The 26008-nt window shown below is 59.3% G+C and carries 25 protein-coding genes; 16 read left to right on the top strand and 9 right to left on the bottom strand.

From position 1 onward, the window contains the following. Window positions 1-2 precede the first annotated feature (2 nt). Together ppk1 and Q1W40_RS08100 are read left to right on the top strand one after the other, a co-directional pair. Window positions 3-2078 (top strand): polyphosphate kinase 1, encoded by a 2076-nt coding sequence (gene ppk1 / locus Q1W40_RS08105; RefSeq protein ID WP_300710826.1) that lies wholly within the window; start codon window positions 3-5, stop codon window positions 2076-2078. A gap of 11 nt (window positions 2079-2089) precedes the next feature. After that, a complete protein-coding gene (locus tag Q1W40_RS08100) occupies window positions 2090-2551 on the top strand; it encodes a histidine phosphatase family protein (protein ID WP_300710824.1) in 462 nt (153 codons plus the stop codon). A gap of 4 nt (window positions 2552-2555) precedes the next feature. Here the strand turns inward: Q1W40_RS08100 and Q1W40_RS08095 are convergent, their stop codons facing one another. The 5 genes from Q1W40_RS08095 to Q1W40_RS08075 form a co-directional block, all read right to left on the bottom strand. Then, complete coding sequence (locus tag Q1W40_RS08095) at window positions 2556-2960, bottom strand: hypothetical protein (RefSeq protein ID WP_300710822.1); 405 nt, start codon at window positions 2958-2960, stop codon at window positions 2556-2558. Between the two features lie 88 nt (window positions 2961-3048). After that, on the bottom strand, window positions 3049-4548 hold the full coding sequence (ppx, locus tag Q1W40_RS08090; protein WP_300710820.1) for an exopolyphosphatase: 1500 nt from the start codon (window positions 4546-4548) through the stop codon (window positions 3049-3051). A gap of 89 nt (window positions 4549-4637) precedes the next feature. Continuing rightward, on the bottom strand, window positions 4638-5456 hold the full coding sequence (locus Q1W40_RS08085; RefSeq protein ID WP_300710818.1) for a CHAD domain-containing protein: 819 nt from the start codon (window positions 5454-5456) through the stop codon (window positions 4638-4640). A 3-nt stretch (window positions 5457-5459) separates the two neighbouring features. After that, complete coding sequence (locus Q1W40_RS08080; protein ID WP_300710816.1) at window positions 5460-6278, bottom strand: PPK2 family polyphosphate kinase; 819 nt, start codon at window positions 6276-6278, stop codon at window positions 5460-5462. Between the two features lie 14 nt (window positions 6279-6292). Then, window positions 6293-7573 (bottom strand): MgtC/SapB family protein, encoded by a 1281-nt coding sequence (locus Q1W40_RS08075; RefSeq protein WP_300710814.1) that lies wholly within the window; start codon window positions 7571-7573, stop codon window positions 6293-6295. A gap of 71 nt (window positions 7574-7644) precedes the next feature. Here Q1W40_RS08075 and Q1W40_RS08070 point away from each other — a divergent pair, with 71 nt between their 5' ends. The 8 genes from Q1W40_RS08070 (at window position 7645) to phoR (ending at window position 14340) form a co-directional block, all read left to right on the top strand. Beyond that, complete coding sequence (locus Q1W40_RS08070) at window positions 7645-7809, top strand: hypothetical protein (protein ID WP_300710812.1); 165 nt, start codon at window positions 7645-7647, stop codon at window positions 7807-7809. Then, window positions 7803-8819 (top strand): phosphate ABC transporter substrate-binding protein PstS, encoded by a 1017-nt coding sequence (gene pstS, locus Q1W40_RS08065; RefSeq protein WP_300710810.1) that lies wholly within the window; start codon window positions 7803-7805, stop codon window positions 8817-8819. Before Q1W40_RS08070 ends, pstS begins: the two co-directional genes overlap by 7 nt. A gap of 105 nt (window positions 8820-8924) precedes the next feature. Continuing rightward, on the top strand, window positions 8925-9911 hold the full coding sequence (pstC, locus tag Q1W40_RS08060) for a phosphate ABC transporter permease subunit PstC (RefSeq protein WP_300710808.1): 987 nt from the start codon (window positions 8925-8927) through the stop codon (window positions 9909-9911). A gap of 22 nt (window positions 9912-9933) precedes the next feature. Continuing rightward, window positions 9934-10782: a phosphate ABC transporter permease PstA gene (gene pstA / locus Q1W40_RS08055; protein ID WP_108326190.1), complete on the top strand. Its 849-nt coding sequence runs from the start codon at window positions 9934-9936 to the stop codon at window positions 10780-10782. 25 nt (window positions 10783-10807) lie between these two features. Further along, on the top strand, window positions 10808-11587 hold the full coding sequence (gene pstB, locus Q1W40_RS08050) for a phosphate ABC transporter ATP-binding protein PstB (protein WP_300710805.1): 780 nt from the start codon (window positions 10808-10810) through the stop codon (window positions 11585-11587). 13 nt (window positions 11588-11600) lie between these two features. Further along, window positions 11601-12299, top strand: a complete 699-nt coding sequence (gene phoU, locus Q1W40_RS08045) for a phosphate signaling complex protein PhoU (RefSeq protein WP_300710803.1) — start codon at window positions 11601-11603, stop codon at window positions 12297-12299. Beyond that, entirely contained in the window at window positions 12296-12991 is a 696-nt protein-coding gene (gene phoB, locus Q1W40_RS08040; RefSeq protein ID WP_300710801.1) for a phosphate regulon transcriptional regulator PhoB, read from the top strand. The genes phoU and phoB overlap by 4 nt, the downstream gene beginning before the upstream one ends. A 14-nt stretch (window positions 12992-13005) precedes the next feature. Then, window positions 13006-14340 (top strand): phosphate regulon sensor histidine kinase PhoR, encoded by a 1335-nt coding sequence (phoR, locus tag Q1W40_RS08035; RefSeq protein ID WP_300710799.1) that lies wholly within the window; start codon window positions 13006-13008, stop codon window positions 14338-14340. Between the two features lie 11 nt (window positions 14341-14351). On the opposite strand, the gene ppk2 is transcribed toward phoR, so the two are convergent. Next, window positions 14352-15260 (bottom strand): polyphosphate kinase 2, encoded by a 909-nt coding sequence (ppk2, locus tag Q1W40_RS08030; protein ID WP_300710797.1) that lies wholly within the window; start codon window positions 15258-15260, stop codon window positions 14352-14354. A 288-nt stretch (window positions 15261-15548) separates the two neighbouring features. Between ppk2 and Q1W40_RS08025 the strand changes: the two genes are divergently transcribed. Further along, a complete protein-coding gene (locus Q1W40_RS08025) occupies window positions 15549-16433 on the top strand; it encodes a sterol desaturase family protein (protein WP_300710795.1) in 885 nt (294 codons plus the stop codon). A gap of 54 nt (window positions 16434-16487) precedes the next feature. Here Q1W40_RS08025 and Q1W40_RS08020 read toward each other — a convergent pair whose 3' ends face one another. Further along, a complete protein-coding gene (locus Q1W40_RS08020; protein WP_300710793.1) occupies window positions 16488-19040 on the bottom strand; it encodes a cation-translocating P-type ATPase in 2553 nt (850 codons plus the stop codon). Window positions 19041-19795: 755 nt separating this feature from the next. Between Q1W40_RS08020 and Q1W40_RS08015 the strand changes: the two genes are divergently transcribed. Further along, a complete protein-coding gene (locus Q1W40_RS08015) occupies window positions 19796-20248 on the top strand; it encodes a MaoC family dehydratase (protein WP_300710974.1) in 453 nt (150 codons plus the stop codon). Here Q1W40_RS08015 and trmL read toward each other — a convergent pair. Together trmL and Q1W40_RS08005 are read right to left on the bottom strand one after the other, a co-directional pair. Further along, window positions 20239-20733, bottom strand: coding sequence for a tRNA (uridine(34)/cytosine(34)/5-carboxymethylaminomethyluridine(34)-2'-O)-methyltransferase TrmL (gene trmL / locus Q1W40_RS08010; protein WP_300710791.1), 495 nt, complete (start codon window positions 20731-20733; stop codon window positions 20239-20241). The genes Q1W40_RS08015 and trmL overlap by 10 nt on opposite strands. 34 nt (window positions 20734-20767) lie before the next feature. Continuing rightward, a complete protein-coding gene (locus Q1W40_RS08005) occupies window positions 20768-21523 on the bottom strand; it encodes a ComF family protein (protein ID WP_300710789.1) in 756 nt (251 codons plus the stop codon). Window positions 21524-21616: 93 nt separating this feature from the next. On the opposite strand from Q1W40_RS08005, the gene Q1W40_RS08000 reads away from it, so the two are divergent. The 4 genes from Q1W40_RS08000 (at window position 21617) to ctaD (ending at window position 26005) form a co-directional block, all read left to right on the top strand. Then, window positions 21617-22534, top strand: coding sequence for a biotin synthase (locus Q1W40_RS08000; protein WP_300710787.1), 918 nt, complete (start codon window positions 21617-21619; stop codon window positions 22532-22534). A 95-nt stretch (window positions 22535-22629) separates the two neighbouring features. Further along, window positions 22630-23106, top strand: a complete 477-nt coding sequence (locus tag Q1W40_RS07995; protein WP_300710784.1) for a DUF2244 domain-containing protein — start codon at window positions 22630-22632, stop codon at window positions 23104-23106. A gap of 77 nt (window positions 23107-23183) precedes the next feature. Next, window positions 23184-24356: a cytochrome c oxidase subunit II gene (gene coxB, locus Q1W40_RS07990; RefSeq protein WP_300710783.1), complete on the top strand. Its 1173-nt coding sequence runs from the start codon at window positions 23184-23186 to the stop codon at window positions 24354-24356. 32 nt (window positions 24357-24388) lie between these two features. Continuing rightward, window positions 24389-26005 (top strand): cytochrome c oxidase subunit I, encoded by a 1617-nt coding sequence (gene ctaD / locus Q1W40_RS07985; RefSeq protein WP_300710781.1) that lies wholly within the window; start codon window positions 24389-24391, stop codon window positions 26003-26005. Window positions 26006-26008 lie beyond the last annotated feature (3 nt).

Here is a 26008-nt window from a genome sequence, read left to right as displayed (position 1 = left end):
ACATGCGTTCTGAATTCCCTGCAAACTTGAGCGAGAAGGTCCAGTCATCCCTGCTGGACCGCGACCTGAGCATCCTCGCCTTCAATGAGCGCGTGCTCGATTGGGCGCACCGGCCCGATGTGCCTGTGCTGGAGCGCCTGCGCTATTTGTGCATTGTCTCGTCCAACCTGGACGAGTTTTTTGAAGTGCGTGCCGAGCCGCATGTGATGGGCGCCTTGCAGGGTTTGCGTTCTGGCCCTTACACACACGAAAGCCTGGCGGCCATCACCGAGCAAGCCAATGCCATGGTGGCGCGGCAGTACGCGCTGTACAACGACGATCTCTTGCCCGCACTGGAGCGTCAGGGCTTTCGCATCCTCTCGCACGGCGAGCGCAATGCCGAGCAACGCCGCTGGGTGCGCAGTTATTTCCACCGCGAAGTGCAGCCCTTGTTGGTGCCGGTGGGGCTCGATCCCGCTCATCCCTTTCCGCAGGTGGCCAACAAGTCCTTGAACTTCATTGTCCAGTTGTCTGGCAAGGATGCATTTGGCCGCTCCAACGAGATCGCCATCGTCAAGGTTCCACGGGTCTTGCCCCGATTGATTCCACTGCCGGCCAAGTTGTGCGATGGCGCCACTTCTTTTGTGCTCTTGTCGAGCGTGATCCGTGCCCATTTGAGTGAGCTGTTTCCAGGCCGTGTGGTGGGGCAGTTCTCGCAGTTCAGGGTCACGCGCCACTCGGATTTGGCGGTCGATGAAGACGACATCGGCAACTTGCGCACGGCTTTGCGAGAAGGCTTGCAGCACCGGAACTACGGTCAATCGGTGCGGCTGGAGGTCTCGTCCGATTGTTCGCTGCGATTGGCCGAATTCTTGCGCAAAGAATTCCAGTTGCCAGAGCCGTCGGTGTTCCGTGTCAATGGCCCGGTGAACCTGGTGCGCCTGATGCAGCTGATCGATCTGGCGCAGGCGCCGCATTTGTTGTTCCCGATTTACAAGGCCAGCTTTCCGGCACAGTTGCCCAGCCACGGCTCGGTTCTGGCGCGGCTGCGCCAGGGTGATGTGATGTTCCATCAGCCCTTTGAAAGTTTTGACGGTGTGCTGGCGTTCTTGCGCGAGGCGGTGTCGGACCCGAACGTGCTGGCCATCAAACAGACCATTTACCGCACGGGCAGTGACCCGGCCATGATGGATTTGCTGTGTGAAGCCGTGCGTCAGGGCAAAGAGGTCACTGCTGTGGTGGAACTCAAAGCCCGTTTTGACGAAGAAGCCAACATCAACTGGGCCGAGCAGCTCGAGTCGATCGGCGCCCAGGTGGTCTATGGTGTGGTGGGCCTGAAGACCCACGCCAAGATGCTGCTGATCACCCGTCGGGAAGGCCGCTCACTGCGGCGCTACGGGCATTTGTCCACGGGCAACTACAACCCGCGCACTGCCAAGCTGTACACCGACATCAGTTACCTCACGGCCGATCCCGCCATCACGGCCGACATGGACCAGCTGTTTGGCCATTTGGCCAGCCAAAGTCGCTTGCCCAAGATGAAACGCTTGCTGGTGGCGCCCTTCACCCTGCACGCCGACATGCTCTCGCGCATTCGTGCGGTGGGTGCTTCGGCCAAAGCTGGCCGGGGTGGCCGCATCGTCCTGAAGATGAATGCCTTGACCGATGTGCCTCTGATCGAAGCCTTGCTGGCGGCAGGTCAGCAAGGCGCGAAGATTGATTTAATTGTGCGCGGTGCTTGCATGTTGCCTGCGGGCGTGCCCGGGGTGAGTGAAAACATCCGGGTGCGCTCGGTGATTGGGCGCTTTCTGGAGCACTCGCGCGTGTTTTATTTCCGTGCGGGTGAGACAGAGTCTTTGTATTTGTCGAGTGCCGACTGGATGAGTCGCAACATGATGCGGCGCATTGAATTGGCTTGGCCAGTCGATGACCCCATCTTGCGCCAACGCATCATCGATGAATGCTTGCTGGCCTATTTGCATGACAGCAAGGATGCCTGGGATCTGGCCCCCGATGGTCGTTACCACCGTGTGGGTCTGAACGCTCCGGGGCATGGCGCACAAAACGCTTTGATGGCGCGCTACAGCGCAGCAGCCTAGGAGTGCAGTGCATGGACTTGATCTTGTGGCGACACGCCGAAGCCCACGATGCCGAGGCCGGTCAGGATGACATGCAAAGGGCTTTGACCACGCGTGGTGAAAAGCATGCCGCGCGGATGGCGGTCTGGCTCGATCGCCAGCTGCCCGATGGCGTGCGGATATTCAGCAGCCCTGCCGTGCGGGCCGAACAGACGGTGCGTGCTTTGGGGCGCCGGTACAAAGTGCGCGATGCCTTGTCGCCGGGGGCATCGGTGGATGACTTGCTGGAAACGGCAGGCTGGCCCCATGCCAAATACCCGGTGGTTTTGGTGGGGCACCAGCCTGCACTGGGTGCGGTGGCTTCCCGCTTGTTGCAGATGGGAGAGTCTCCTTGCCCTGTTCGCAAGGGTGCCGTCTGGTGGTTGCGAAGCCGCCTGCGCGACGGCGTCGACCAGACGGTGATCATGTCGGTCACCGTGCCTGATCGGCTGTAAACCCTCAAGCCTTGCTGGGGCGGCCTGTTTTCACCGTAGGAATGGCAGCCAACGCTTTTTTGAAGCTGGCGTCTGGCAAACCCGAAATGATTTGCAGGCCGGCACGGATCAATTCGCTTTTCTTGATCTCGACGCCCAGCGCCATGGCGCGTTTTTTCATGTCGGCGATTTGCGTGAATTCGGTCTTGGGAATGGTGAAGCTGTCGCGCACGACTTTCACTTTTTTCTCTTTGGCGGGCTTGGATTTTTCAGTGGTGGCCAGGGGCACTTCAACCGGCGTGGCCTGGAGGGGTTTGGCCGAAGGCTTGACGGAACTTGGTGGTGTCTTGCGAGTTGCTGATGGTTTGGTTTTCTTGGCGGGTGCTTTGGCCGTCGTTGTGGTTCGGCTTTTTACGGATGAGGCGGTCATGGGGCTTCCTTGAAAAACAGTGCATACAGTTTATACCGTTGATGAAAGGAAATCAACGACCGCCATGTTGGCGTGTGTGCGCTGTCTCTCAGATGAATTGCACCTTGAGCTCCCAGCCGGTTTTGAGCCAGGCCATGCATTCTTCGCGCAGCAAATGGGTCGATTGTGGCCATTGCTCTGCCCATGGTGCGCTGATTTTGAGTCGTGCGATTTGTTTGGCCGTGTCCACATGGAGCGTCATCGACGAGGTGTCCGGGTCGCGGCGGGCATGGCAAAGGATCACGCTCATGCGCAAGGCCATGAGCTGCTGAACAAATAAGGGGTCTTGCAAAGGCGCATCGAGTTTGCGCAGCTTGCCGCGGTGGCCCAGCACCAGCTGGCTCAGGCGGTGCAATTCGTCGATCGTGAAACCCGGCAAGTCGGTGTTGTCCAAAATGTAGGCGCCGTGCTTGTGGTAGTCGCTGTGCGAGATGCGCATGCCCACTTCGTGCAGTTGGGCGGCCCAATCCACTTTGCGCAAATGGCGCACAGCTTCCTTGTCATCGCTGTCTTGGCCCAGCATGTGTGTCAGCAATGTTTGAGCTGTGCGTGATACGCGTTCAGCCTGCACCAGATCAGATCCAAAACGTTGTGTGAGCCAGTCCACCATGTGTGTTCGCACATCGTCTTGCGGGCTTTCGCGGTCCAGCAGGTCGTACAAGGCACCATGGCGCAGGGCGCCTTGTGCGGCCACCATCTCGTCAATTTGAAGCAGATCAAAAACGGCACGCAAGACGGCCAAGCCGCCGCCGATGACCGGACGGCGGTCTTCTTTGATGCCTTCGATTTTGAGGTGCTCAGGTTTTTGTGCCTTGAGCAGTTTGTCTTTGAGCCAGTCCAGCCCATCGCGTGTGATCAGGCCTTCAGGCCAACCCGCCAGAGCCAGCACATCGGCCACCGCGCCCACGGTGCCGGATGAACCGTAGCAGGTGTCCCAGCTTGAACGCGGGTAGAGCATTTGCGCCTCGTCCAAAATGGCTTTGGCCGCAATCTCTGCCGCCTTGAATGCCGAGTTGGTCCATTGCCCGTCGGGAAAGTATTTCATCGACCAGGCTACGCTGCCCACGCGGTAAGACTCCAGCGTCTGGGCTTGGACGTTTTGGCCCAGGATCAATTCGGTCGAGCGCCCGCCAATGTCCACCACCAGTCGGCGCTCTGTGGATTGGGGCAAGAGGTGTGAAACGCCCAGGTAAATCAGGCGTGCTTCTTCGCGTCCCGCGATGACCTCGATCGGAAAACCCAGAATGTCTTTGGCTTTGGCCAAGAAAACCTCTCGGTTGCGGGCTTCGCGCATGGTCTGTGTGGCCACGGCGCGCACTTGGTGGGGCTGGAAGCCCGCAATCCGTTCTGCAAATCGGGCCAGACAGTCCCAGCCGCGTTGCATGGCGGCGTCACTCAAATGGCGCTCTGCATCCAGGCCATTGCCTTGGCGCACTGTTTCTTTGAGGTATTCCACACGCCGCAGGTGCCCCGCCTCCAGTTGACCGATTTCAAGACGAAAACTGTTGGATCCCAGATCAATGGCGGCGAAGAGGGATTGGGTTTGCATGGTGGAGTCGGTGGCAGCAGTGGCCCGGATTATGTGACGGATATTTGAAAAATTGATGACAAGCCTTTTCACGCATGAAATCCAAAGGGTCACATCGATGCACGCCAAGCCTTTGTCAATTCAGGGCAGTGCCCCAGCCCTTCGATCAGCTCCAGCGCCGTTTGCATGTCTTGGTCGTGGCCCCACACTATTTGTTTTTTTCTGTTGCGCTTGAGCCGCGCACGGCGTTTTTTGTCGGGGTGGTTCGCCAGCAGGCTCTCCAGGGCATGCCGCTCTTGCTTGAGGAGGATGCGGCATCGGTGCTGTCGCTCAGGCGTGAAGGGATGCTGTTGGGACTTGATCTTTTGATGCAAACGCCGCAGCCTGTGTTGGGCCCATTGCTCGAAGGATTTGCGCCGAACCTTCAGGGTGACGCTGTCCAAGCGTTTCATCCAGGTGCGCAGTTGCTGGAACCTGGCGGCGGTGCGGGGTCTTGCTATTTCCTTGGCCAATGCATGCCGCGCCAGTTGACGATCTTGGTGCAGTTGCTGCACCAGGCCTGCCCACTCGTGGGTGCACGCATCCGGGTGGGCATGGCGCCAGGCGGGCAGGGTGCATTCCAGCGCCACATCCAGATTGCGCAGCTGCCCCGTCAGGCGCCACAAAGTTTGCAGCGCATCGTTGTGGCGCTGAGGCGGTTCAGGCAGCAGGGGCCTGTAAAACTTCAAAAGGGATTTTTGACGCCGCCACGCCACCCGTGCCTGGTGCAAGGTTTCTGTTTGCCGGGTGTGCGTCCAGGTCAGGAGCAAAGACCGGGTGTCTTGCAGCGAGGTCCGCAGCAGGTGTTTCACAAACCACCAGGCTTGTTGTTCTGGGTTGGGCAGCAGGTTCTGAACGGCCCTGCTTTTGGCCCGTGTGCTGTGCGGCATGGGTCACCTCATTTTGAAATCGGCCAGATCCAGCTTCGGTCTGGGCATCACCAAGGACATGCCCTGCAGGGTATGCACCAGCAGTTCGGCCACCAACAGATCGCGGTAAGGCTTCGAATCGGCGGGCACCACATACCAAGGCGCTTCGTCGCTGCAGGTCGCTTGCATGGCGTTTTCGTACGCGTGCATGTAGGCCCGCCAGTGCCGGCGGTCTTCAAAGTCAGAGGCTTGGACTTTCCAGTGTTTCAAAGGGTCGTCCAGTCGGGCTTGCAGGCGCTTTTTCTGTTCCTGTTTGGAGATGTGCAAATAGCATTTGACGACCGCAACGCCACTGTCGTGGAGCAAGGCTTCAAAGTGCCGGATGTGGTGGTGTCTTTTTTCACACAGGGCACGCTGCAGGGTGCCCTGCACAACGGGCACCAGCACATCTTCGTAATGGCTGCGGTTGAAAATCACCATCTCCCCCAGTGCCGGGGTTTTGGCATGGATGCGCCAAAGGAAATCGTGCTGTTGTTCCAGCGCCTGGGGCACGCCAAAAGCCTCGGCCCGCACGCCCAAGGGGCTGATGTGTGCAAAGACACTGCGGATACAGCCGTCTTTGCCTGCGGTGTCCATGCCTTGCAGCACCAAGAGCAATGCGCGTGTTTTGCTGGCATGAAGCGTGGCTTGCAGCCGGTTGAGCTGGTCTGCCAGTTCGGCCATGCGTGCGGGCCACAGTGGCTTTTCGGCCTCCGTGTGCGCGGCGGGCCAAGTGGGCCTGTCGGACAAATTCACAGGGTGCCCGGCGGACACGCGCCAGTCGGACCAGTCGATGTGGCTCATGCGTTTTCTCCTTGTCAAAGTGGTCCGATGGTGCTGGCGAGCCACAGCTTGGCCCATGCGCCCAGCCACACTGCTGCGATCACCAGCAGCAGACCGGGCAGGATCAAGACTGCAAAGGCTTTGCCGCCAGCACCGATGGCGACGGCGGACTTGCTCAGGCTGTTGGTGCTGACGGCCAACAAAATGGCCAGCTGTGCTTGGGACAGTGAGGCGTGCCCTTGGTGGACCAAGCTGCTCATGGAGGCCACGCTGGAGTGCGCGTCCACCAGGCCTGCGAGCATGCTGGCGATGAGCACGCCGGGTTCGCCCAGCCAGTGGTTCAAGGCGGCGGTCATGACGGTGATGCTGAGCACCGCCAGGCTGAGGATCAAGGTGGTCTTGTGCTCAAAGGCATGCCCCCTCAGGTCCAGATTCGGTGGCATGCATTCCGGTTCATGGGCTTTGTACAGCCACAGCGCATAAAGACCCGCCGTGCAGCAGCCCAGGCTGATGGGCAAAAGCATGTGTGGCAGCAGGCTGGGCAAAAAGAGGGCCAGCAACAAGCCCAGCTGCACCATGGTCGAGACCGTGGACAGCACCGCGCCCATGGCGGCGGCATGCAGCACGTGTGGCTCGCGTTGGGCGGCCTGGCCCATGGCCAAGATGGTGGCCGTGCTGGAGATGAAACCACCGGCAAAACCGGTCAGGGCCATGCCAGCCCGCATGCCCAGTATGCGTTTGGCCATGTAGCCCAAGGCGCTGATGCTCATGACCGCGACCACAAAGCGCGCCAGGTCATGCGGGTTGATGGCTTGAAAAGGGCCCGTGTCATGGTCTGGGCTCAGCGGCAGCAAGATCATGGCCGCTGCCAGGAAAATGATCACGTCTTTGAGCTCTTGTTCTGTGATGACCTGGTGCACAAAGCGGTGCATTTCCTCACGCGCGGCCAAGATGGCCGCCAGGGCGATGCCCATGATGGCCGCCAATTCGGGGGATGCGCCCGACAGTGCGCCCAACAGACAGGTCAGCAAAATGGCGACTTCCGAGGTCAGGCCCGGATCGTGTTGCCTCGATTGCTGGTAAGCGCTCATGGTCAGGGCGCCCAGGGCCAGCAAAGCCGCGCTCACCAACCACGGCGCGTCCAGACTTTGCGCTGCAAAGCCCAGCATGGCCGCGCCTGTGAAGGTCCGGATGCCCGCGGAACGGCGGTGGGGACCGCTGCCTTTGTGGCGCTCTCTTTCCGTGCCGACCAGCAGACCGATGCCCAATGCCACAGAAAGTGGGATGAGTGCTGCAGGGTCGACGAGCGTCAGCATGACATGTTTTGAATCCAAAAATACGCAATGGCTTGGGCCGTGGACCGGGGTGCTCGGCATATAAGGCCATCATGGCGATGACCGCCCTTGGCTTCCGTGCGCTGAAACACAGCCGTTTTTTGTTTGACACATTCTTGTCACAATCGACCGTTAAATTCGATTCCATGAATGAAAGGGCGGTCAAATTCCTGACCTCCTGTCTTTTGATGACCCTGAACCAGGAGTTGAAATGTTGAAAATGAAATCCGTGATTGCCGCCGTGGGCTTGAGCGTTTTGGCCGCCACCAGCTGGGCTGCCGACATCACCGGCGCTGGCGCCACCTTCCCCTACCCCATGTACGCCAAATGGGCGGAGGCTTACAAGGCCGCCACGGGCACAGGCTTGAACTACCAATCGATTGGTTCTTCGGGCGGTCTGAAGCAAATCCGTGCCAAAACGGTGACATTTGGTGCGTCTGACGCCCCCGTGTCGGGTGCCGATCTGGACAAAGACGGCATGGTGCAGTTCCCGGCCATCATCGGCGGCACAGTGCCTGTGGTGAACCTGCAAGGCTTCAAGCCAGGCGAGCTGCGCATCAGCGGCCCTGTGCTGGCCGACATTTACCTGGGCACCATCACCAAATGGAACGATGCCAAACTGGCTGCCTTGAACCCTGGCAAGAGCTTGCCTGACCAAGCCATCACCGTGGTGCACCGCGCCGACGGCTCGGGCACCACCTTCAACTTCACCGACTACCTGAGCGCGGTCAGCAAAGACTGGTCCGACAAAGTGGGCAAGGGCGCTGCGGTCAAGTGGCCAGCGGACTCTTCTGTGGGTGGTAAGGGCAACGAAGGCGTGGCTGCCAACGTCAACCGCGTCAAAGGCGCTGTGGGTTACGTGGAATACGCCTACGTCAAGAAAAACAACATGAACTTTTTGCAGTTGCTCAATGCCTCCGGCAAATACGTCAGCCCTGACGACCTGACTTTTGCGGCTGCCGCTGCCGGCGCCGACTGGTTCAGCGTGCCAGGCATGGGTGTGTCGATGGTCAACGCCAAGGGCAATGACAGCTGGCCCATCAGCACCGCCTCGTTCATCTTGATGTACAAAAAGCCTGCCGACAAAGCTTCTTCGGATGAAGTCCTGAAGTTCTTTGACTGGGCTTTCAAGAACGGCAAGAAGATGGCTTCTGACCTGGACTATGTGCCGCTGCCAGACAGTCTCACAAGCCAGATCCGCAGCAAGGTCTGGACCGAGATCAAGTGATGTGTTCTGGAGGCCGGGTGTCCGGCCCCCTGACCCCTCACCTTCCGGGGTGAGGGGTTTTTGTTCAAAGTGGTAAACACCATGCAGTTGTCACAAGGAATTCAAATGGACCCGATCGAACAGGCCAGCCATGCGCCCGATCACAACATGCTGTCCGTCGTGAAGCGTCAACGCATCCAGGATTTCTTTTTCCACAAGATCACCCTGAGTTTTTCTCTGCTGGTCTTGTTTGCCCTGATGGGCATCATCATTTCCTTGCTGATCAATGCCTGGCCGGCATTGGCCAAATTCGGTTTCCAGTTCATCTGGCGTGTCGAGTGGGACATCGTCAATGAAGAGTTTGGCGCCGCGATTGCCATCTTCGGTACTTTGGTCAGCGCATTGATCGCCTTGCTGATTGCCGTGCCCTTGTCATTTGGCATTGCCTTGTTTTTGACCGAAACCTGCCCGACTTATTTGCGCCGTCCATTGGGTACGGCCATCGAGTTGCTGGCGGCCGTGCCGTCCATCATTTACGGCATGTTCGGTCTGTTCATCTTTGCGCCGCTGTTTGCCGAGTATGGTCAACCCGCCTTGCAATCGACGCTGGGTCAGATGCCCATCATCGGCAGCCTGTTTGGTGGTGCCATGAACGGTGTGGGCATTTTGGCCGCGGGCATTGTGCTGGCGTTCATGATCGTGCCCTTCATCGCCGCCGTCATGCGCGATGTGTTTGAGATCGTGCCGCCCATCTTGCGCGAGTCGGCTTATGGCCTGGGCTGCACCACCTGGGAGGTGGTGCGCAGCATCGTCTTGCCTTACACCCAAAAGGGTGTGATCGGTGGCGTCATGTTGGGCTTGGGCCGTGCTTTGGGCGAGACCATGGCGGTGACTTTCGTGATTGGCAATTCGCAGCGCCTGAGCGCTTCCTTGTTTTCGCCCGGCACCACCATCGCTTCGACCTTGGCCAACGAGTTTGGTGAAGCGGCGGACTTTCACTTGTCCACCTTGTTCGCATTGGGCTTCTTGCTGTTCGTGATCACCTTCATCGTCTTGAGCGCTGCCAAGATCATGTTGATCCGCGCAGAAAAAGCCAAGGGCACCAAGACCTGATGCCCCGCACTGGAGAAATACGATGGATCTGAAAATTTACAAACGCAGACAAGTGGCCAACCGGATCGGTTTGACTTTGTCTTTGACGGCGATGGGCCTGGGCCTGTTCGTCTTGCTGTGGATCTTGTTTGTGCTGCTGTCCAATGGCTTGGCCGCACTGGATTGGGCCATGTTCACGCAATCCACACCGGCCCCCGGCTCCGAAGGCGGTGGCTTGGCCAATGCCATCGTGGGCAGCTTGATGATGGTGCTGGTGACGGCTTTTGTCAGCACACCCATCGGCATCTTCGCCGGGGTGTACCTGGCCGAATACGGCGACCAAAGCAAAACCGCAGAGCTCACCCGCTTTGTGACCGACATCATGTTGTCTGCCCCGTCCATCGTGTTGGGTCTGTTTGTGTATGCGGTGCTGGTGGCACAGGTGCAGCACTTCTCGGGCTGGGCCGGTTCTTTGGCCTTGTCCTTGATCGCGGTGCCCGTGGTGGTGCGCACCACCGAAAACATGCTGCGCCTGGTGCCCGGCAGCTTGCGTGAAGCGGCCTTTGCCTTGGGTGCACCGCGCTGGAAGGTGGCCACCTTCATCACTTTGCGTGCGGCCAAATCAGGCGTGATGACCGGTTTGTTGCTGGCACTGGCCCGCATCAGCGGCGAGACGGCGCCTTTGCTGTTCACCGCTTTGAACAACCAGTTCTTCTCGACCAACATGAACGCCCCGATGGCGAACTTGCCGGTGGTGATCTTCCAGTTCGCCATGAGCCCTTACGACAACTGGGTGCGTCTGGCCTGGGGCGGCGCCTTGCTGATCACCTTGACAGTTTTGATCCTGAACATCTTGGCCCGCGTGTTTTTCCGCGAAAAAGCCCAAGGCTAATCTTTTTGAATGGATGGAATTTCCAATGCCCACAACGCAAAACCTGCCATTGAAAAACGCGATTGAAATCCGCAACTTGAACTTTTTTTATGGCGCCTTCAAGGGTCTGAAGAATGTCAACCTGGACATTGCCGAAAACAAGGTCACCGCTTTCATTGGCCCTTCGGGTTGCGGCAAGTCCACCTTGCTGCGCACGCTCAACCGCATGTACAGCCTGTATCCCGGTCAACGTGCCGAAGGCGAGATCAATTTTTATGGTCAGAACATTCTGGACAGCAAGCAAGACCTGAACTTGCTGCGTGCCCGTGTGGGCATGGTCTTCCAAAAGCCCACACCCTTCCCGATGTCGATCTACGACAACATCGCTTTTGGCATCCGCTTGTATGAAAACTTGAGCCGCTCGGACATGGACGAGCGCGTGGAATGGGCGCTGACCAAGGCGGCGATCTGGACAGAGGTCAAAGACAAGCTCGGGCAAAGCGGTTTGTCCTTGTCGGGTGGTCAGCAGCAGCGTTTGTGCATTGCGCGCACCGTGGCGGTCAAGCCCAAAGTCATCTTGCTGGACGAGCCCACCTCGGCCCTGGACCCCATCTCGACCGCCAAGGTGGAAGAGCTGGTGAGCGAGCTGAAGAAAGACCACACCGTGGCCATCGTGACCCACAACATGCAGCAAGCGGCGCGTGTGTCGGACTTCACGGCCTACATGTACCTGGGTGAGTTGATGGAGTTTGGTCAGACCGAACAGATCTTCATGAAGCCCGCCCGCCAGGAAACCGAAGACTACATCACCGGCCGTTTCGGCTGATCAGGAGCAAAACATGGACAAGCACATTTCAAGTCAATTCGATGCCGACCTGACCAACGTGTCCTCGCGGGTTCTGGAGTTGGGTGGTTTGGTGGAGTCGCAGACCCGTCACGCGGTCTACGCCCTGGCCCAGTTCAGCGCCGAAGTGGCCGATCAGGTGATCGCCAGCGAAAAGCAGGTCAACACCATGGAAGTCGAGATCGATGCCGAATTGGCTTCGATCATCGCCCGCCGCCAGCCCACCGCACGCGATTTGCGTCTTCTGATGGCGATCTCCAAGATCACTGGCAACCTGGAGCGCGCTGGTGACGAGGCCGAGCGCATTGCCCGCATGGTCAAGCAGATTCTCGATCAGGGCAGCCCACGCAATTTGCCATCGTCCGAGCTGCGCATCGCCTCCGATTTGGCATCTGGCTTGCTGCGCAAGTCGCTCGATGCCTTCGCGCGTCTGGATGTCAACACCGCATTGGTGATCTTGAAAGAAGACGACCTGATCGATGCCGAGTTCAATGGCTTTGTGCGCAAACTGGTCACCTACATGATGGAAGACCCTCGCACGATCTCGGCCAGCCTGGACTTGCTGTTCGTGGCCAAAGCGATCGAGCGCATCGGTGACCACGCCAAGAACATCGCCGAGTTTGTGATTTACGTGGTCAAGGGCGCTGATGTGCGTCACACCGCTTTGTCGGACATTGAACAAGCCGTCAAATGAGAAGCCTGCCCAGAATTCTGATTGTCGAAGACGAGTCGGCGATTGCGGAACTCATCTCGGTGAACTTGCGCCACAACGGCTTTCAACCGGTGTGGGCCATGGACGCCGAGTCCGCCCAGCGTGAGCTGGATGAAGTCTTGCCCGATGTGATCTTGCTGGACTGGATGTTGCCCGGAGAGAGTGGTTTGGCGCTGGCACGTCGGTGGCGCTCTGCGGCGCGCACCAAGGCCGTGCCCATCCTGATGCTGACCGCGCGTGGCGATGAGGCCGACCGAGTGGCCGGGCTGGATGCTGGCGCGGACGATTACATCGTCAAGCCTTTTTCGCCGCGCGAACTGCTGGCCCGTATCCGCGCCGTCTTGCGCCGCCGTGTGCCAGAGTCTGCCGGTGGGCTGGTCAAGATCGCCGAGTTGCAACTGGATGCGGACACCTACCGCGTGAGCTGGCAAGACAAGCCGTTGAAGGTGGGGCCGACCGAATTCAAGCTCTTGCAGTACCTGATGCGTCACCCCGAACGCGTGCACACCCGTGGCATGTTGCTCGACAAAATTTGGGGCGACCATGTGTACATCGAAGAGCGCACGGTGGACGTGCACGTCAAACGCTTGCGTGAATCTTTGGGTGAGGCGGGTGCCATGATCGAGACCGTCCGTGGGGCGGGTTACCGCCTGACCGGTTCGCCAGCGGTCTGATCGGGAATCTCGCCATGCTCATGCCGGTTTTTTCACTCCTGCTCTGGACAGCGCTGGCCGCGGGCCTTGGCTGGTGGCTGTCGGGCGCATTCGTCGCAGCTGCATCCGCGCTGGCTGCGGCCAGCCTCTGCTTTGGCGCGATGGTCTGGAAGTTGCAGAGGCTGGAGCGCTGGCTGGCTGGGCCCGATCTGAACAGCGATGTTGCGTGGCGCGGCCTTTGGCTGGAGATTGCACAACGCATTCAGCGTTTGATCAAACAACGCGACAAACAAGTGGCGGTGCATGAGCAACGGTTGCAGCATTTTCTGCAGGCCATTCAGGCCTCGCCCAATGGGGTGACCTTGCTGGACGATCAGGGCCGCATTGAATGGTTCAATGACACAGCCGCTGCACATTTGGGCTTGGACATCCGGCGTGACCGCTTGCAGCATGTGGTGCATCTGGTGCGCGATCCGGTTTTTGCCAAGTATTTTGCGCAGACCCAGCACGATGCCGAGGTGGTGATTGAAGGCCGCTCTCAGTCGGTGGCACACAGTGTCAAGCTGTCGGTTCAGCTGCATGCCTACGGTGAGGGGCGTCAGTTGCTGCTCACGCGGGACATCACTTCGATTGCCTTGGCCGATGCCATGCGGCGCGACTTTGTGGCCAATGTATCGCATGAAATTCGCACCCCGCTGACGGTGTTGAGCGGTTTTGTGGAAACCTTGCAATCGATCCCTTTGCCCGAGGACGAGCGTCAGCGTTATCTGGACCTGATGGCGGTGCAAGCTTCCCGCATGCAAAGTCTGGTGGCCGATTTGCTGACCTTGTCGCAGCTGGAGGGCAGTTTGCCGCCCGGCATGAATGAGAAAATTTCCGTGCAGGAAATGATGACCCAGGTCGCTTCGGATGCACAGGCTTTGTCGGCGATGCTGTCTGGGCAAGACAGTGACCAACGCCGTTGTGTGCACGAGCTCTTGTTCGAGCCTGCTCCCGCATGGGTTTTGTTGGGTGTGCGGTCGGAGTTGCTCAGTGCGATTTCCAACCTGGTGAGCAATGCGGTGCGCTACACCCCAGCCGGGGGAACGATCCGGGTGGCTTGGACACGTGACGCCGAGCAAGTCATCTTGTCGGTGAACGACACGGGCCCGGGCATTGCGCCCGAACATTTGCCACGTTTGTCCGAGCGCTTCTACCGGGTGGACCGCAGCCGCTCGCGCGAGACGGGGGGCACGGGTTTGGGTCTGGCCATCACCAAACATGTGGCGCAACGCCATGGCGGAGAGTTGCGCATCGAAAGCCATGTGGGGCAGGGATCGACCTTCATGCTGGTCTTGCCTGTCAGCCGCCTGGAGCCCCAGGCGGGATGATCTTGCGCTGATCAGTATTTCTCTGGAACGATCATGTCTTGTGGCACCGGGTGACGTATGTAGTCCGGGTTGCGCACGCGACCCGGCAGATTGATCTGGGGGTGCTCGATCTCGTGATAAGGCACTTGGCCGAGCAAATGGTCAATGCAGTTCAGACGTGCTTTCTTCTTGTCCACCGCTTGCACCACCCACCATGGGGCTTCGGGGATGTGGGTGCGTTCGATCATGGTCTCCTTGGCCTGGGTGTAGTCTTCCCAGCGGCGGCGGCTTTCCAGGTCCATAGGGCTCAATTTCCACTGTTTCAGCGGATCGTGGATGCGGCCCAAAAAGCGGGCATGCTGTTCGTCGTCGGTGATGGAAAACCAATACTTCACCAACTGAATGCCGCTGCGCACCAGCATCTTCTCGAACTCGGGCACGGATCGGAAGAATTCTTCGTATTCCTCGTCGTTGCAAAAGCCCATGACTTTTTCGACCCTCGCGCGGTTGTACCAGCTGCGGTCAAACAACACGATTTCGCCTGCTGCGGGCAAGTGTGAGATGTAGCGCTGGAAGTACCACTGGGTTTTTTCGCGGTCGTTGGGGGCGGGCAGGGCGGCCACGCGACACACGCGAGGGTTCAGGCGCTGCGTGATGCGCTTGATCACGCCGCCTTTGCCGGCGGCATCGCGGCCTTCATACAGGATCACCATGCGGTGGCCGGTTTTGACCACCCAGTCTTGCAGCATGACGAGTTCAGATTGCAGGCGCAGCAATTCACGGAAATAGCGCACACGTGTATTCACACTTTCGGGGCTGCATGCGCCGCTTTCCGTGATGCGGTCGTCCAGTTCCAGTTCGAGTTCTTCGTCCAGACTGTCCAGCAGGTCTTCGCGCAGTTGGCGCATTTGGTCTTCGTTGATCTGATGGGGGTGGTGCATGGTCTTGGGCCAACGTGCCATTCAAAAAGCTTAATTTCGTCTTTTCGAATGAAATGGCGATGACGAAACTGTGGCAGTTGTATGACGGTGTTGTCGTCTTCGCCTTTGTATGACCTGTTCGCCAGTGGCCGCGCACAGTCCCTTGAATCCATCACAAAAGATGGTTTGAGCTTGCGCATGCATACGCGGGGATTACCCGAATGGATGCTTGGGGCCTAAAGGGTTATCTTCGTGATACTTTGACCGTTGAAAGTCTAAACAGTCAAAGCCTACAAAAGGAAACAGACGATGACTGCTGCGCAGATTCAAAACGCCTTGGTGGTTTGCACCATCTTGGGCTTTGCCATGATGGAGTTCGTGAGCCGACGCTACAAGCACAACGTCAATGCCACCACCAATGACACCAAGCTTGAAGTGCTGATGTTCCTGAGTGTTCTGGCGGTCACGCAGCCGCTGGCCATTTTGGTGACCTCCAAGCTCGGGCATGCATTTTTCCCTGAGTTCAAAGGTGTCTTGGCCGACATGCCCTGGTGGGGCATGGTGGGTGTGCTCTTGATCTTTGACGATATGACGCAGTATTGGTGGCACCGCCTGTCGCACTCGCCATTTTTGTGGCCCCTGCACCGCGCGCACCACTCGGCCGAGTACATGAGCATCCGTGTGACCTTCCGCAACAACTTCTTTTATTACCTGATGATGCCCGGCTTGTGGTTTGCCGGTGCATTGCTGTTCCTGGGTTTTGGCGGTCTGGTTTATGCCCTGTACATCGCGGTCAAGTTGTTTGTGATTCTGGGTGCCCACTGTGCATGGCGTTGGGACGAGCCGCTGTACCGCATCCGTGCTTTGCATCCGCTCATGTGGGTGTTGGAGCGCACCATCTCGACACCGGCCACGCATTGGGCGCACCACGCCATCACCAACAACGATGGCATCGGTCACTACAAAGGCAACTTTGGCAACCTGCTGTTCTTTTGGGACATCTTGTTTGGCAGCGCCCACATCACACGCCAATACCCCGCCAAGGTGGGCTTGATCGATGACAAGCTGTTTGGTCAGGAGCGCTGGTACCACCAGATGTTTTACCCCTTGCTCCAGTCCAAGCGTGAACATTCAGCTTTGAAGTTTGGCGGCACCATTTACGCTGAACCCGAAGTGACGGCGAAAAGCCACTGAGCGTTCTGCATCCATGACGCCCAGACCGGCTTCCCCGGTCTGGGCGTTTTTCATTCAAGGCCGACGGGCCTGGTGCTGGTCCAAGAGCCAATGCAGGCTCACCATCGCCAAGAGGCTGAGCCCGCCCGAGCCCAGCGCGACGGCCCACGGCCAGACTGTCAAGGGCGCAAATTTCAGGGCCATGGCCAGCCACGGCCACTGCATGCCCAGCACTACCAAAGCCCAAGCCATCAAGATCACGCCCCAGGCCGATGGATTTGGCACGCGCAGGCTGGCCAGAAACTGGCCAGGTGGTGCGCGGTTGACCACGATCAGCGCGGCATAACCCAACACCAGCGTGACGAAGACCATGGCGCGGGTTTCTTCTTCGCTCAATGCGGGCGTGGCGCCGCCCTTGATCCAGCCCTTGGCCCAGGCGTAGCTCAAGCCCACGCAGGCCAGGACCAGCAGGCCTTGCGCCAAAGCCAGAGCAATGTCTTTCGCGCCAAACAGCGCGGCGCGGGTATCTCGGGGTGGGCGTTGCATCACGTTGGCATCGGCCGGTTCATTTTCAAAGGCGATGGAGCAAGCCGGATCGATGACCAGCTCCAGCAGGGCCACATGCAGCGGCAGCATCAGGGCAGGCCAGGCCATTACCATCGGAGCGAGGGCGATGCCGGCGATCGGGATGTGGATGGCAAAGATGTAGCGCATGGACTTTTGCAGGTTGCCAAAGATGCGGCGCCCCACACGGATGCCGCGCACGATGGATGCAAAGTTGTCGTCCACCAGCACCAGGTCGGCGGCTTCGCGGGCCACATCGGTGCCGCGCAGGCCCATGGCCACGCCCACATGCGCCGCCTGCAGGGCCGGGGCATCGTTGACCCCATCACCGGTCATGGTCACCACTTCGCCATGGGCTTGCAGGGCTTGCACGATGCGCAGCTTCTGGTGGGGCGAGATGCGGGCGCACACGCTGACCTGGGGCAGCAAGGCGTGCAGGGCTTCGTCGCTGAGCTGATCGAGTGCATCGCCGGTCAAGGTCTGGCCGGGCGGCAAACCGGCTTGCTGGGCGATCACCTGTGCGGTGGCCGGGTAGTCGCCCGTGATCATGATCACGCGAATGCCGGCCGACTGGCATTCGGCCATGGCTTGCGGGATCTCGGGCCGCAAGGGGTCGGTCAGGCCAATCAGGCCCAGCCATTCAAAGGCGAAGGCGTGGGCTGTTTCGGGCCAGTCATTGCCTTCAAATCGGCTTTGTGCCACGGCCAAGACGCGCAGGCCTTGTGCGGCCATGCTGTCGATGGTGTGGGACCAGGCTTGCTGATCGGCCTCGCTCAGGTGGCACAGGTCCATCACGGCTTCAGGGGCGCCTTTGGCGGACACGACGCGGTCCAGCCCTTCGTCGAATTGCCAGACGTGTGACATGGCTTTGAGTTGCGGGCTCAGGGCGTAGCTTTGCACCAGTCGCCAGTCGTCGCCGTGCAGGTGCGGGGTTTGCGCCAAGTGGGTTTGTCCTGAGCTGTGAAAGGCCGTCTCCATCGGGTCGAAGGGCTCGGGTGCGCTGGCCAGGATGGCGTGTTCCAGCAGGGGATGAAAAGCCTGGGGCAGTGCAGTGGTGGGCGTGGCCAGCGAGGCGATCAGCGGCGCATCCGCCGATCCGACCGCCATGGCTGTCACGGTCATGCGGTTTTGGGTAAGGGTGCCGGTTTTGTCGGTGCACAGCACCGTGGTGGCCCCCAGCGTTTCGATCGCGTTGATGCGCCGGGTCAGCACGCCTTCACGCGTCAGGCGGTGTGCGCCCAGTGCCGGAAAGATGGTCAGCACCACCGGGTATTCCTCAGGCAAGATGGCCATGGCCAAGGCGATGCCGGAGAGCAAGGCCGGTATCCACTGGCCCGAGCGCAGGCCCAGCGTGAGGACCATGGTGATGCACAAGACGAGCACGATGATCGCCAGCCTTTGCACCAGCTGCGCGGTTTGCGCCTGCAGCGGCGTGGTGCCCGATGTCAGCTGGCCCAGCGATTGGCCAATGCGCCCGATCTGGCTGCGTTGGCCGGTGGCGGTGACGCGGGCCAGGCCTTGACCCCGCACGACGAAGCTGCCCGCATGGACCGCGTTGTCACTGTCGTCGGTGGACTTGTTGACGGGCACCGATTCACCGGTCAACAGCGATTCGTCGATTTGCAGGTTGTTGGCGTTCAGCAATTGCCCATCGGCGGCCACGCGGTCACCTTCGGACAAGACGAGCAAGTCACCCGTCACGACATTGCGGGCAGGCACTTGCAGTTTTTGACCTGATCGGATCACTTGGGCCTGCGCTTGCGTCAAGTCGCGCAGCGCCTGGATGGAGGCTTCGGATTTGCCTTCCTGGTAGAAAGTCAGGACCAGCACCGCGAGCACAAACACGCCCAGCGTCAGACCTTCCGTTAAGTCGCCCAGTGCCATGTAGAGCACGGCTGCGGCCACCAGCAGGGCGAACATGGGTTGACGCAGCATGTCCAGCAAGCGCCTTGGCAAAGAGCGCCGAGGCGTTTGCGTGATGTCGTTGGGGCCGTCTTCGGCCAGGCGCGTGGCTGCTTGCACTGTGCTCAGGCCCTCAAGGGTGTTAAGGTGGTTCTGTGTCATGGTGGCTGTTGACCAATGTGCCGCAGTGTTGCGCAGATGGGCTTGACCCAGGTCATGAAAATGCATGCCATCGGGTAACCGAGATTCAAAGGACGACCATGGACGACAACATTGGTGAATTTGTCAAACGCATCCGGGCGCTGGAGGCGCAGATCGAACAAGAGTTTCAGCAACGGCGCCAGCAGTTGCAGGCTGATTTTGAGAACCGCAAGGTCCGGTTTGAAACCGAAGTTCTGGCGCAGCAAAGGCGCTTCAAGGAAGGGGTGTTCAAGTATGTGCTGACCGCTGACTGGCGGCATGTGCTGATCGTGCCTTTCATCTACCCGGTGCTCTTGCCGATGCTGCTGCTCGATGCTTTTGTGACGTTGTACCAGTGGGTGTGCTTTCCGCTGTACCGCATGCCACGCGTCAAGCGCTCGGATTACTTTGTCTTTGACCGGGCGCACCTGGCTTATCTGAACGTGCTGGAGAAAATCAACTGCGCTTATTGCTCGTATGGCAATGGCTTGGCGGCCTACATGCGCGAGGTGGTGGGTCTGACCGAGCAGTATTGGTGCCCGATCAAACATGCGCGCCGCGTCATGCAAGCGCATCCTTATTACAGTGGTTTTGTGGATTACGGCGATGCGCAGAATTACCGCGATCAGCTGGAACAGCTGCGCCAACAACTCCAGCAACTGCGTCCTGAGGTCGGTGCTGCAGGGCTGTCACAGCCTGGACAGCCCGAAAGCGCAGGCCTGACTAAAGTGGGTGTCATGAAAACCTTTCAAACCATGGCCGATCTGGCCGCTTGCGTCGGCCAGGACGTGGCCACCACCGAATGGGTGGAGATCACCCAGCAACAAGTCAACCAGTTCGCTGATGCAACCGGCGACCACCAGTGGATCCACGTCGATGTGGAGCGTGCCAAGCAAGGCCCTTTTGGCGGCCCGATTGCGCATGGCTTTTTGACGCTGTCTTTGTTGCCCCAGTTTTTTGACAAGACCGTTGAAGTGACCGAAGCCCGCATGGGTGTCAACTATGGTCTGAACAAGGTCCGCTTCATGGCCCCGGTGCTGGTGGGCAGCCGTTTGCGGGGTCATCTGCATTTGCATTCGGCCACACCCATTGAGGGCGGGCTGCAGGTGCAGTGGAATGTGACGGTCGAGCGCGAGGGCAGCGACAAGCCAGTGTGTGTGGCCGAATCGCTGGCGCGTCTTTACGTTTGAGTGTGGGGGGCGTCCAACAGGGCGCCGCCAAAGCCGTTTTGCCGCCAGGCCTCGAACACGGTCACGGCCACGGCATTCGATAAATTCAGGCTGCGCTGGCCTTCGCGCATGGGCAGCTTGATGCGCTGTGCCAGGGGGAATGTTTCGCGCAATTCGGGCGACAGGCCGCGCGTCTCGGCCCCAAACACCAGCCAGTCACCGGCCTGAAACGCCACCGTGTGCGCCACGCGGCTGCCCTTGGTGGTCAGCGCAAACATGCGATCGGCAACGGGTTGCTCGCTGGCCAAAAAAGCTTCCCAATTCTCGTGACGGCACAAAGCGGCGTACTCGTGGTAGTCCAGGCCCGCCCGGCGCATGTGCCTGTCGTCCATCGAGAAGCCCAGTGGCTCGATCAAATGCAGGGTGCAGCCGGTGTTGGCCGCCAGGCGGATGACGTTGCCCGTGTTGGGCGGGATTTCGGGTTCGACCAGGACGATATGAAACATGGGCGGTATTGTGCCCGTTGATGGCAAGTGGTTTTCACGCCGTGTCGGCTTCGGTGCGGGCCAACACCACGGCGCTGATGTGGGCCGCACCGGCTTGGCGCAAAACTTGTGCGGCCGTGTGCAGTGAAGCGCCGCTGGTCATGACATCGTCCACCAGCACAATGCGTTGCCCCCGAATCTCTGCGGCACGCAGGGGGTCCACCGCAAAAGCCCCGACCAAATTGGCCAGTCGTTCGGCGCGTGGCAAGCTGCGTTGGGACGGGGTGTGGCGGGTGCGCAGCAACAAGCGATCGTCCGTTTTGTCGGGGGACAACTGGCGCGCCAGCAGCAGCGACTGGTTGTACCCCCGCTCGGCCAGGCGTTCGGGTGAAAGCGGGATGGGCAGCACGGTGTCTGCTTGGGCCAGCGTGTCTTCGACCCAAGGCGCACTCAGCATGAGTGTGGCCAAAGGCGCTGCCCACCCAGCTTGTTGGTGAAATTTGAGCTGAGCGATCAGGTCCACCCAAGGCCAGGCATAAGCGGTGGCGGTCAGGCACAGGTCCAGCGGAGGAGGCGATTGAAGGCACGCGCCACAGCGTTGTGGCCGAAGCACCGAGGTGGCCGTCAGGGGCAGGGCACAGGTTGCGCACCGCGCCAAGGGCTGGGCAAAGTGGCTGATGCAGGTGTCGCACAAGGGCGCTTGCGGCCAGCTGCGGCACACAGCGCAGCGGCTGGGTAGCCAGCGCCAAACCCCGCCTGGCCGGTGCAGGGCCAACGGTGAGGCCATCCCCTTGAACAACTTGGACCACATTTAATCAATATACTGCCGCCAACGTCCTGAGGACAAGTGCGCCAGGTTGCCTGTGCGCGTGTTCTTGGCTTTGAAGTTCTCTTTCCCCTGGCCATGTCCGCACCCGAACGTCCCCCTTCGCTTGATCCTGTCGCCGCTGCCCGCTGGGCGGCCTATCCTGTGGCGACCTCGGTATCGCCCTGGTTGCATGAGGAGGTGGCGTCGCGCATGCAAGAGCGCCTGGATTTCATCAAGCTGCAACCGCGCCGGTGGGCCCATTGGGAGCCTTTGCGCGGCGGACTGCAGGCGCACAAGGCTTTGCAGCAACGCTACCGCGAGGGCGATGTCTGGCTGACCAGCGCCCTCGCGGCGGAGGCCAACGCCGCGCAAGACGCCCTGAAGGCCGCTTGGTGGCAGCCTGCCCACTGGACGGGGCCGCGCGTGCACATGGGGTTGCCGCCAGAAGCGTCGGTTCAGATGGTCTGGGCCAATATGCAGTTGCACGCGTCGCCTGCGCCGCAGGGTTTGCTCAAGCAGTGGCACCAGGCGTTGGCGGTCGATGGGTTTTTGATGTTTTCCTGTTTCGGCCCGGACACTTTGCGCGAATTGCGTGGGCTGTATGCGCAACAAGGCTGGCCTGCGCCTGCGCACGAGTTCACCGACATGCACGATTGGGGGGACATGCTGGTGCAGGCGGGCTTTGCCGAGCCGGTCATGGACATGGAACGCATCACTTTGACGTATGAAACGCCCGAGCGTTTGCTGGCCGAGTTGCGCGAATTGGGGCGCAACCTCAACACGCAGCGCTTTGCAGGTTTGCGTGGGCGGCGTTGGCGCCAGCAACTGGCCGATGCCCTGATGGCCTTGGCCAAGCCTGAGGATGCGGGGCGTCTGTCTTTGAGCTTTGAAATCGTTTATGGCCATGCGCTCAAGCCTCAGCCGCATGCGGCGGTGACTGCGCAAACGGAAATCGGGCTGGATCAGATGCGCCAAATGCTGCGCCGGTCTTCTGACTTGTCCGATAAGGTTTGATTTTTATCAAAAGCCCCTCGTAACTCGGTTAAAATCCGCAGTTATTTAGCCAAATTGCGCGCCCTTGGGCGCGTTAGGTTATTGAAAGTTGACGCGTGTCAAATCCGGTTTACCAGTTCGCGCAGGTGTCCGGGCCTTCCATTGATTGGCGGCTCAGGCGCAATTGTTCGGTAACGCCATCCCAGTTGGGGTGGTTTTACGGCTCTCTGTGTGCAGTCTCCTTGGCCATTGGCTTATTCTTTTGGTTTCAGGGGGCGACGCTGGTGCTGACGTTTGCGGGTTTGGAGCTTATTCTGGTGGGTTGGGCTTTTCTGGCCTATGCCCGCCACGCGACCGACGGTGAGTGGATTTCATTGCAAGGGCCCCATCTGGTCGTTGAGCTGGAAACTGCAGGCCGGCGCGAGCGGGCAGAGTTTGCGCGTCAATGGGTGAGGGTCGAGCCTGAATCGGGCGACCACAGTCTGATCGAGTTGTCAGGCCAGGGTCGTTCGGTGCAGGTGGGGCGTTTCATACGCCCGGAGCTCCGGCAATTGCTGGCGCGAGAAATCAGAAGGGCCTTGCGCACCGCGTGAGGCCTGTGGCGTTTCAGGCGGTCGCTTGGCATGCCGCTGGTGTGGGTTCAACAGAGACTTGGAAGTTAGTGAGAACTATGAAGATCATTTCCAACAAATTGGCTTCGCTGCTGTCGCGCGCGGGCATTTTTGCAGGCGCTTGGCTGGCTACTGCCGCTCATGCCGTCAATGACTTGCCGGGTGGCCCTTCGGTCAATCAGCTCAACTTTGCAGCGCCAGCGACCAAAATCGCTGAAGAGCAGCACTGGTTGCACTGGATGATGTTGATCATCTGTACCGTGGTGTTCATCGCCGTTTTCGCGGTCATGTTCTATTCCATCTGGAAGCACCGCAAGTCGGTGGGTCACAAACCTGCGACCTTCACCGAATCCATCACCGTGGAGGTCGTCTGGACCGCTGTGCCTTTCCTGATCGTGATCTTGATGGCGCTGCCCGCCACCAAGGTGCTGGTGGCCCAAAAAGACACCACCAACGCCGACTTGACCGTGAAGGTCACGGGCTACCAGTGGAAATGGGGCTATGACTACATCAAGGGTCAAGGCGAAGGTCTGAGCTACATCTCTACCCTGGATTCCTCGCATCGCGCCATGTCGGATGCCGGTAAGCCACAAGGCGACAATTACCTGCTCAAAGTGGACAATCCTTTGGTGGTGCCAGTGGGTCAAAAAGTGCGCGTGATCACCACTGCCAACGACGTGATCCACGCTTTCATGGTGCCCGCATTCGGCATCAAACAAGACGCTATCCCTGGTTTTGTGCGTGACACTTGGTTCCGCGCCGAAAAGACCGGCGATTTCTACGGTCAGTGTGCTGAGCTGTGCGGCAAAGAGCACGCGTACATGCCTATCCACGTGAAAGTGCTGTCTGCTGCTGACTACACCGCTTGGGTTGATGCCGAGAAGAAAAAACAAGCCGCCAAAGCCGATGATCCAGCCAAAGTCTGGGCCCTGGATGACTTGGCCAAGCGTGGCGAAAAAGTGTATGCCGCCAACTGCGCCGCCTGCCACCAAGCCAACGGCAAGGGCGCTGGTTCGATCAAGGCATTGGATGGAGCAGCCGTTGTTCTGGATGCCGATAAGGCCAAACAAATTGCTGTCTTGCTCAACGGTCAAAACAATGGAACCATGCCTGCATGGAAGCAATTGTCGGACACCGAGATCGCTGCAGTGATCACGTACACCAAAAACAACTGGTCCAACAAGACCGGGCAGATCGTGCAACCAGCCGAAGTGTTGGCCGCACGCAAGTAAGTCAGTACCGCATTAAATAAGAGGAAATCAAGATGAGTGCCGTTCTCGACCATCACGATCATGCCCACGACGACCACGGGCACGCACCTGCGGGCTGGCGTCGCTGGGTCTACGCGACCAACCACAAAGACATTGGTACCCTGTACCTCCTGTTCAGCTTTGCCATGCTCATGGTGGGTGGCGTGTTGGCTTTGTTGATCCGCGCCGAGCTGTTCCAGCCTGGCCTGCAGATCGTCAACCCTGAGTTGTTCAACCAATTCACCACCATGCACGGCATCATCATGGTGTTCGGTGCGATCATGCCGGCCTTCGTGGGCTTTGCGAACTGGATGCTGCCTTTGCAAGTGGGCGCCTCCGACATGGCCTTTGCCCGCATGAACAACTTCAGCTTCTGGCTGATGATTCCTGCCGCATTGATGCTGGTGGGTTCGTTCTTCATGCCTGGCGGCGCACCTGCTGCCGGTTGGACTCTTTATGCACCTTTGACCCTGCAAATGGGTCCTTCCATGGATGCTGGTATTTTTGCCATGCACATCCTGGGTGCTTCGTCCATCATGGGTTCGATCAACATCATCGTGACCATCCTGAACATGCGCGCACCTGGCATGACCTTGATGAAGATGCCCATGTTCGCATGGACTTGGTTGATCACCGCTTACCTGCTGATCGCCGTGATGCCTGTGTTGGCTGGCGCGATCACCATGACGCTGACAGACCGCCACTTTGGCACCAGCTTCTTCAACCCTGCTGGCGGCGGTGATCCGGTCATGTACCAGCACATCTTCTGGTTCTTCGGTCACCCCGAGGTGTACATCATGATCTTGCCGGCCTTCGGCATCATCAGCCAGATCGTGCCTGCCTTCTCGCGCAAAAAGCTGTTCGGCTACGCCTCCATGGTGTACGCCACTTCGTCGATCGCGATTTTGTCGTTCATCGTCTGGGCGCACCACATGTTCACGACCGGCATGCCTGTGACCGGTCAGCTGTTCTTCATGTACGCCACGATGCTGATCGCTGTGCCGACCGCCGTGAAGATCTTCAACTGGATCGCCACCATGTGGCGCGGTTCCATGACCTTTGAAACGCCCATGTTGTTTGCAGTGGGTTTCATCTTCGTGTTCACCATGGGCGGCTTCACCGGTCTGATTTTGTCGATGGCACCTATCGATATTCAGATGCAAGACACGTATTACGTGGTGGCCCACTTCCACTACGTGCTGGTGGCCGGTTCCTTGTTCGCCTTGTTCGCTGGTTTCTACTACTGGGCTCCCAAGTGGACCGGTGTGATGTACAGCGAAGGCCGCGGCAAACTGCATTTCTGGTGGTCGCTGATCTCCTTCAACGTCACCTTCTTCCCGATGCACTTCCTGGGTCTGGCGGGCATGCCACGTCGTTACGCCGACTACCCCATGCAGTTCACCGACTTCAACATGATCGCATCCGTAGGTGCCTTCTTCTTCGGTTTTGCTCAGGTTTACTTCTTCTTGTTCATCGTGGTGCCTGCCATGCGTGGTCAAGGCGAGAAAGCGCCTCAGAAACCCTGGGAAGCAGCAGAAGGTCTGGAGTGGGAAGTGCCATCGCCTGCCCCATTCCACACTTTTGAGAATCCTCCCAAGCTGGACGCCACAGCGACCCGCGTGATTGCTTGATTC

It is taken from the genome of Limnohabitans sp. (assembly GCF_030158565.1).
GTDB lineage: Bacteria > Pseudomonadota > Gammaproteobacteria > Burkholderiales > Burkholderiaceae_C > Limnohabitans_A.
This window is presented reverse-complemented; position numbering and strand designations above follow the sequence as displayed.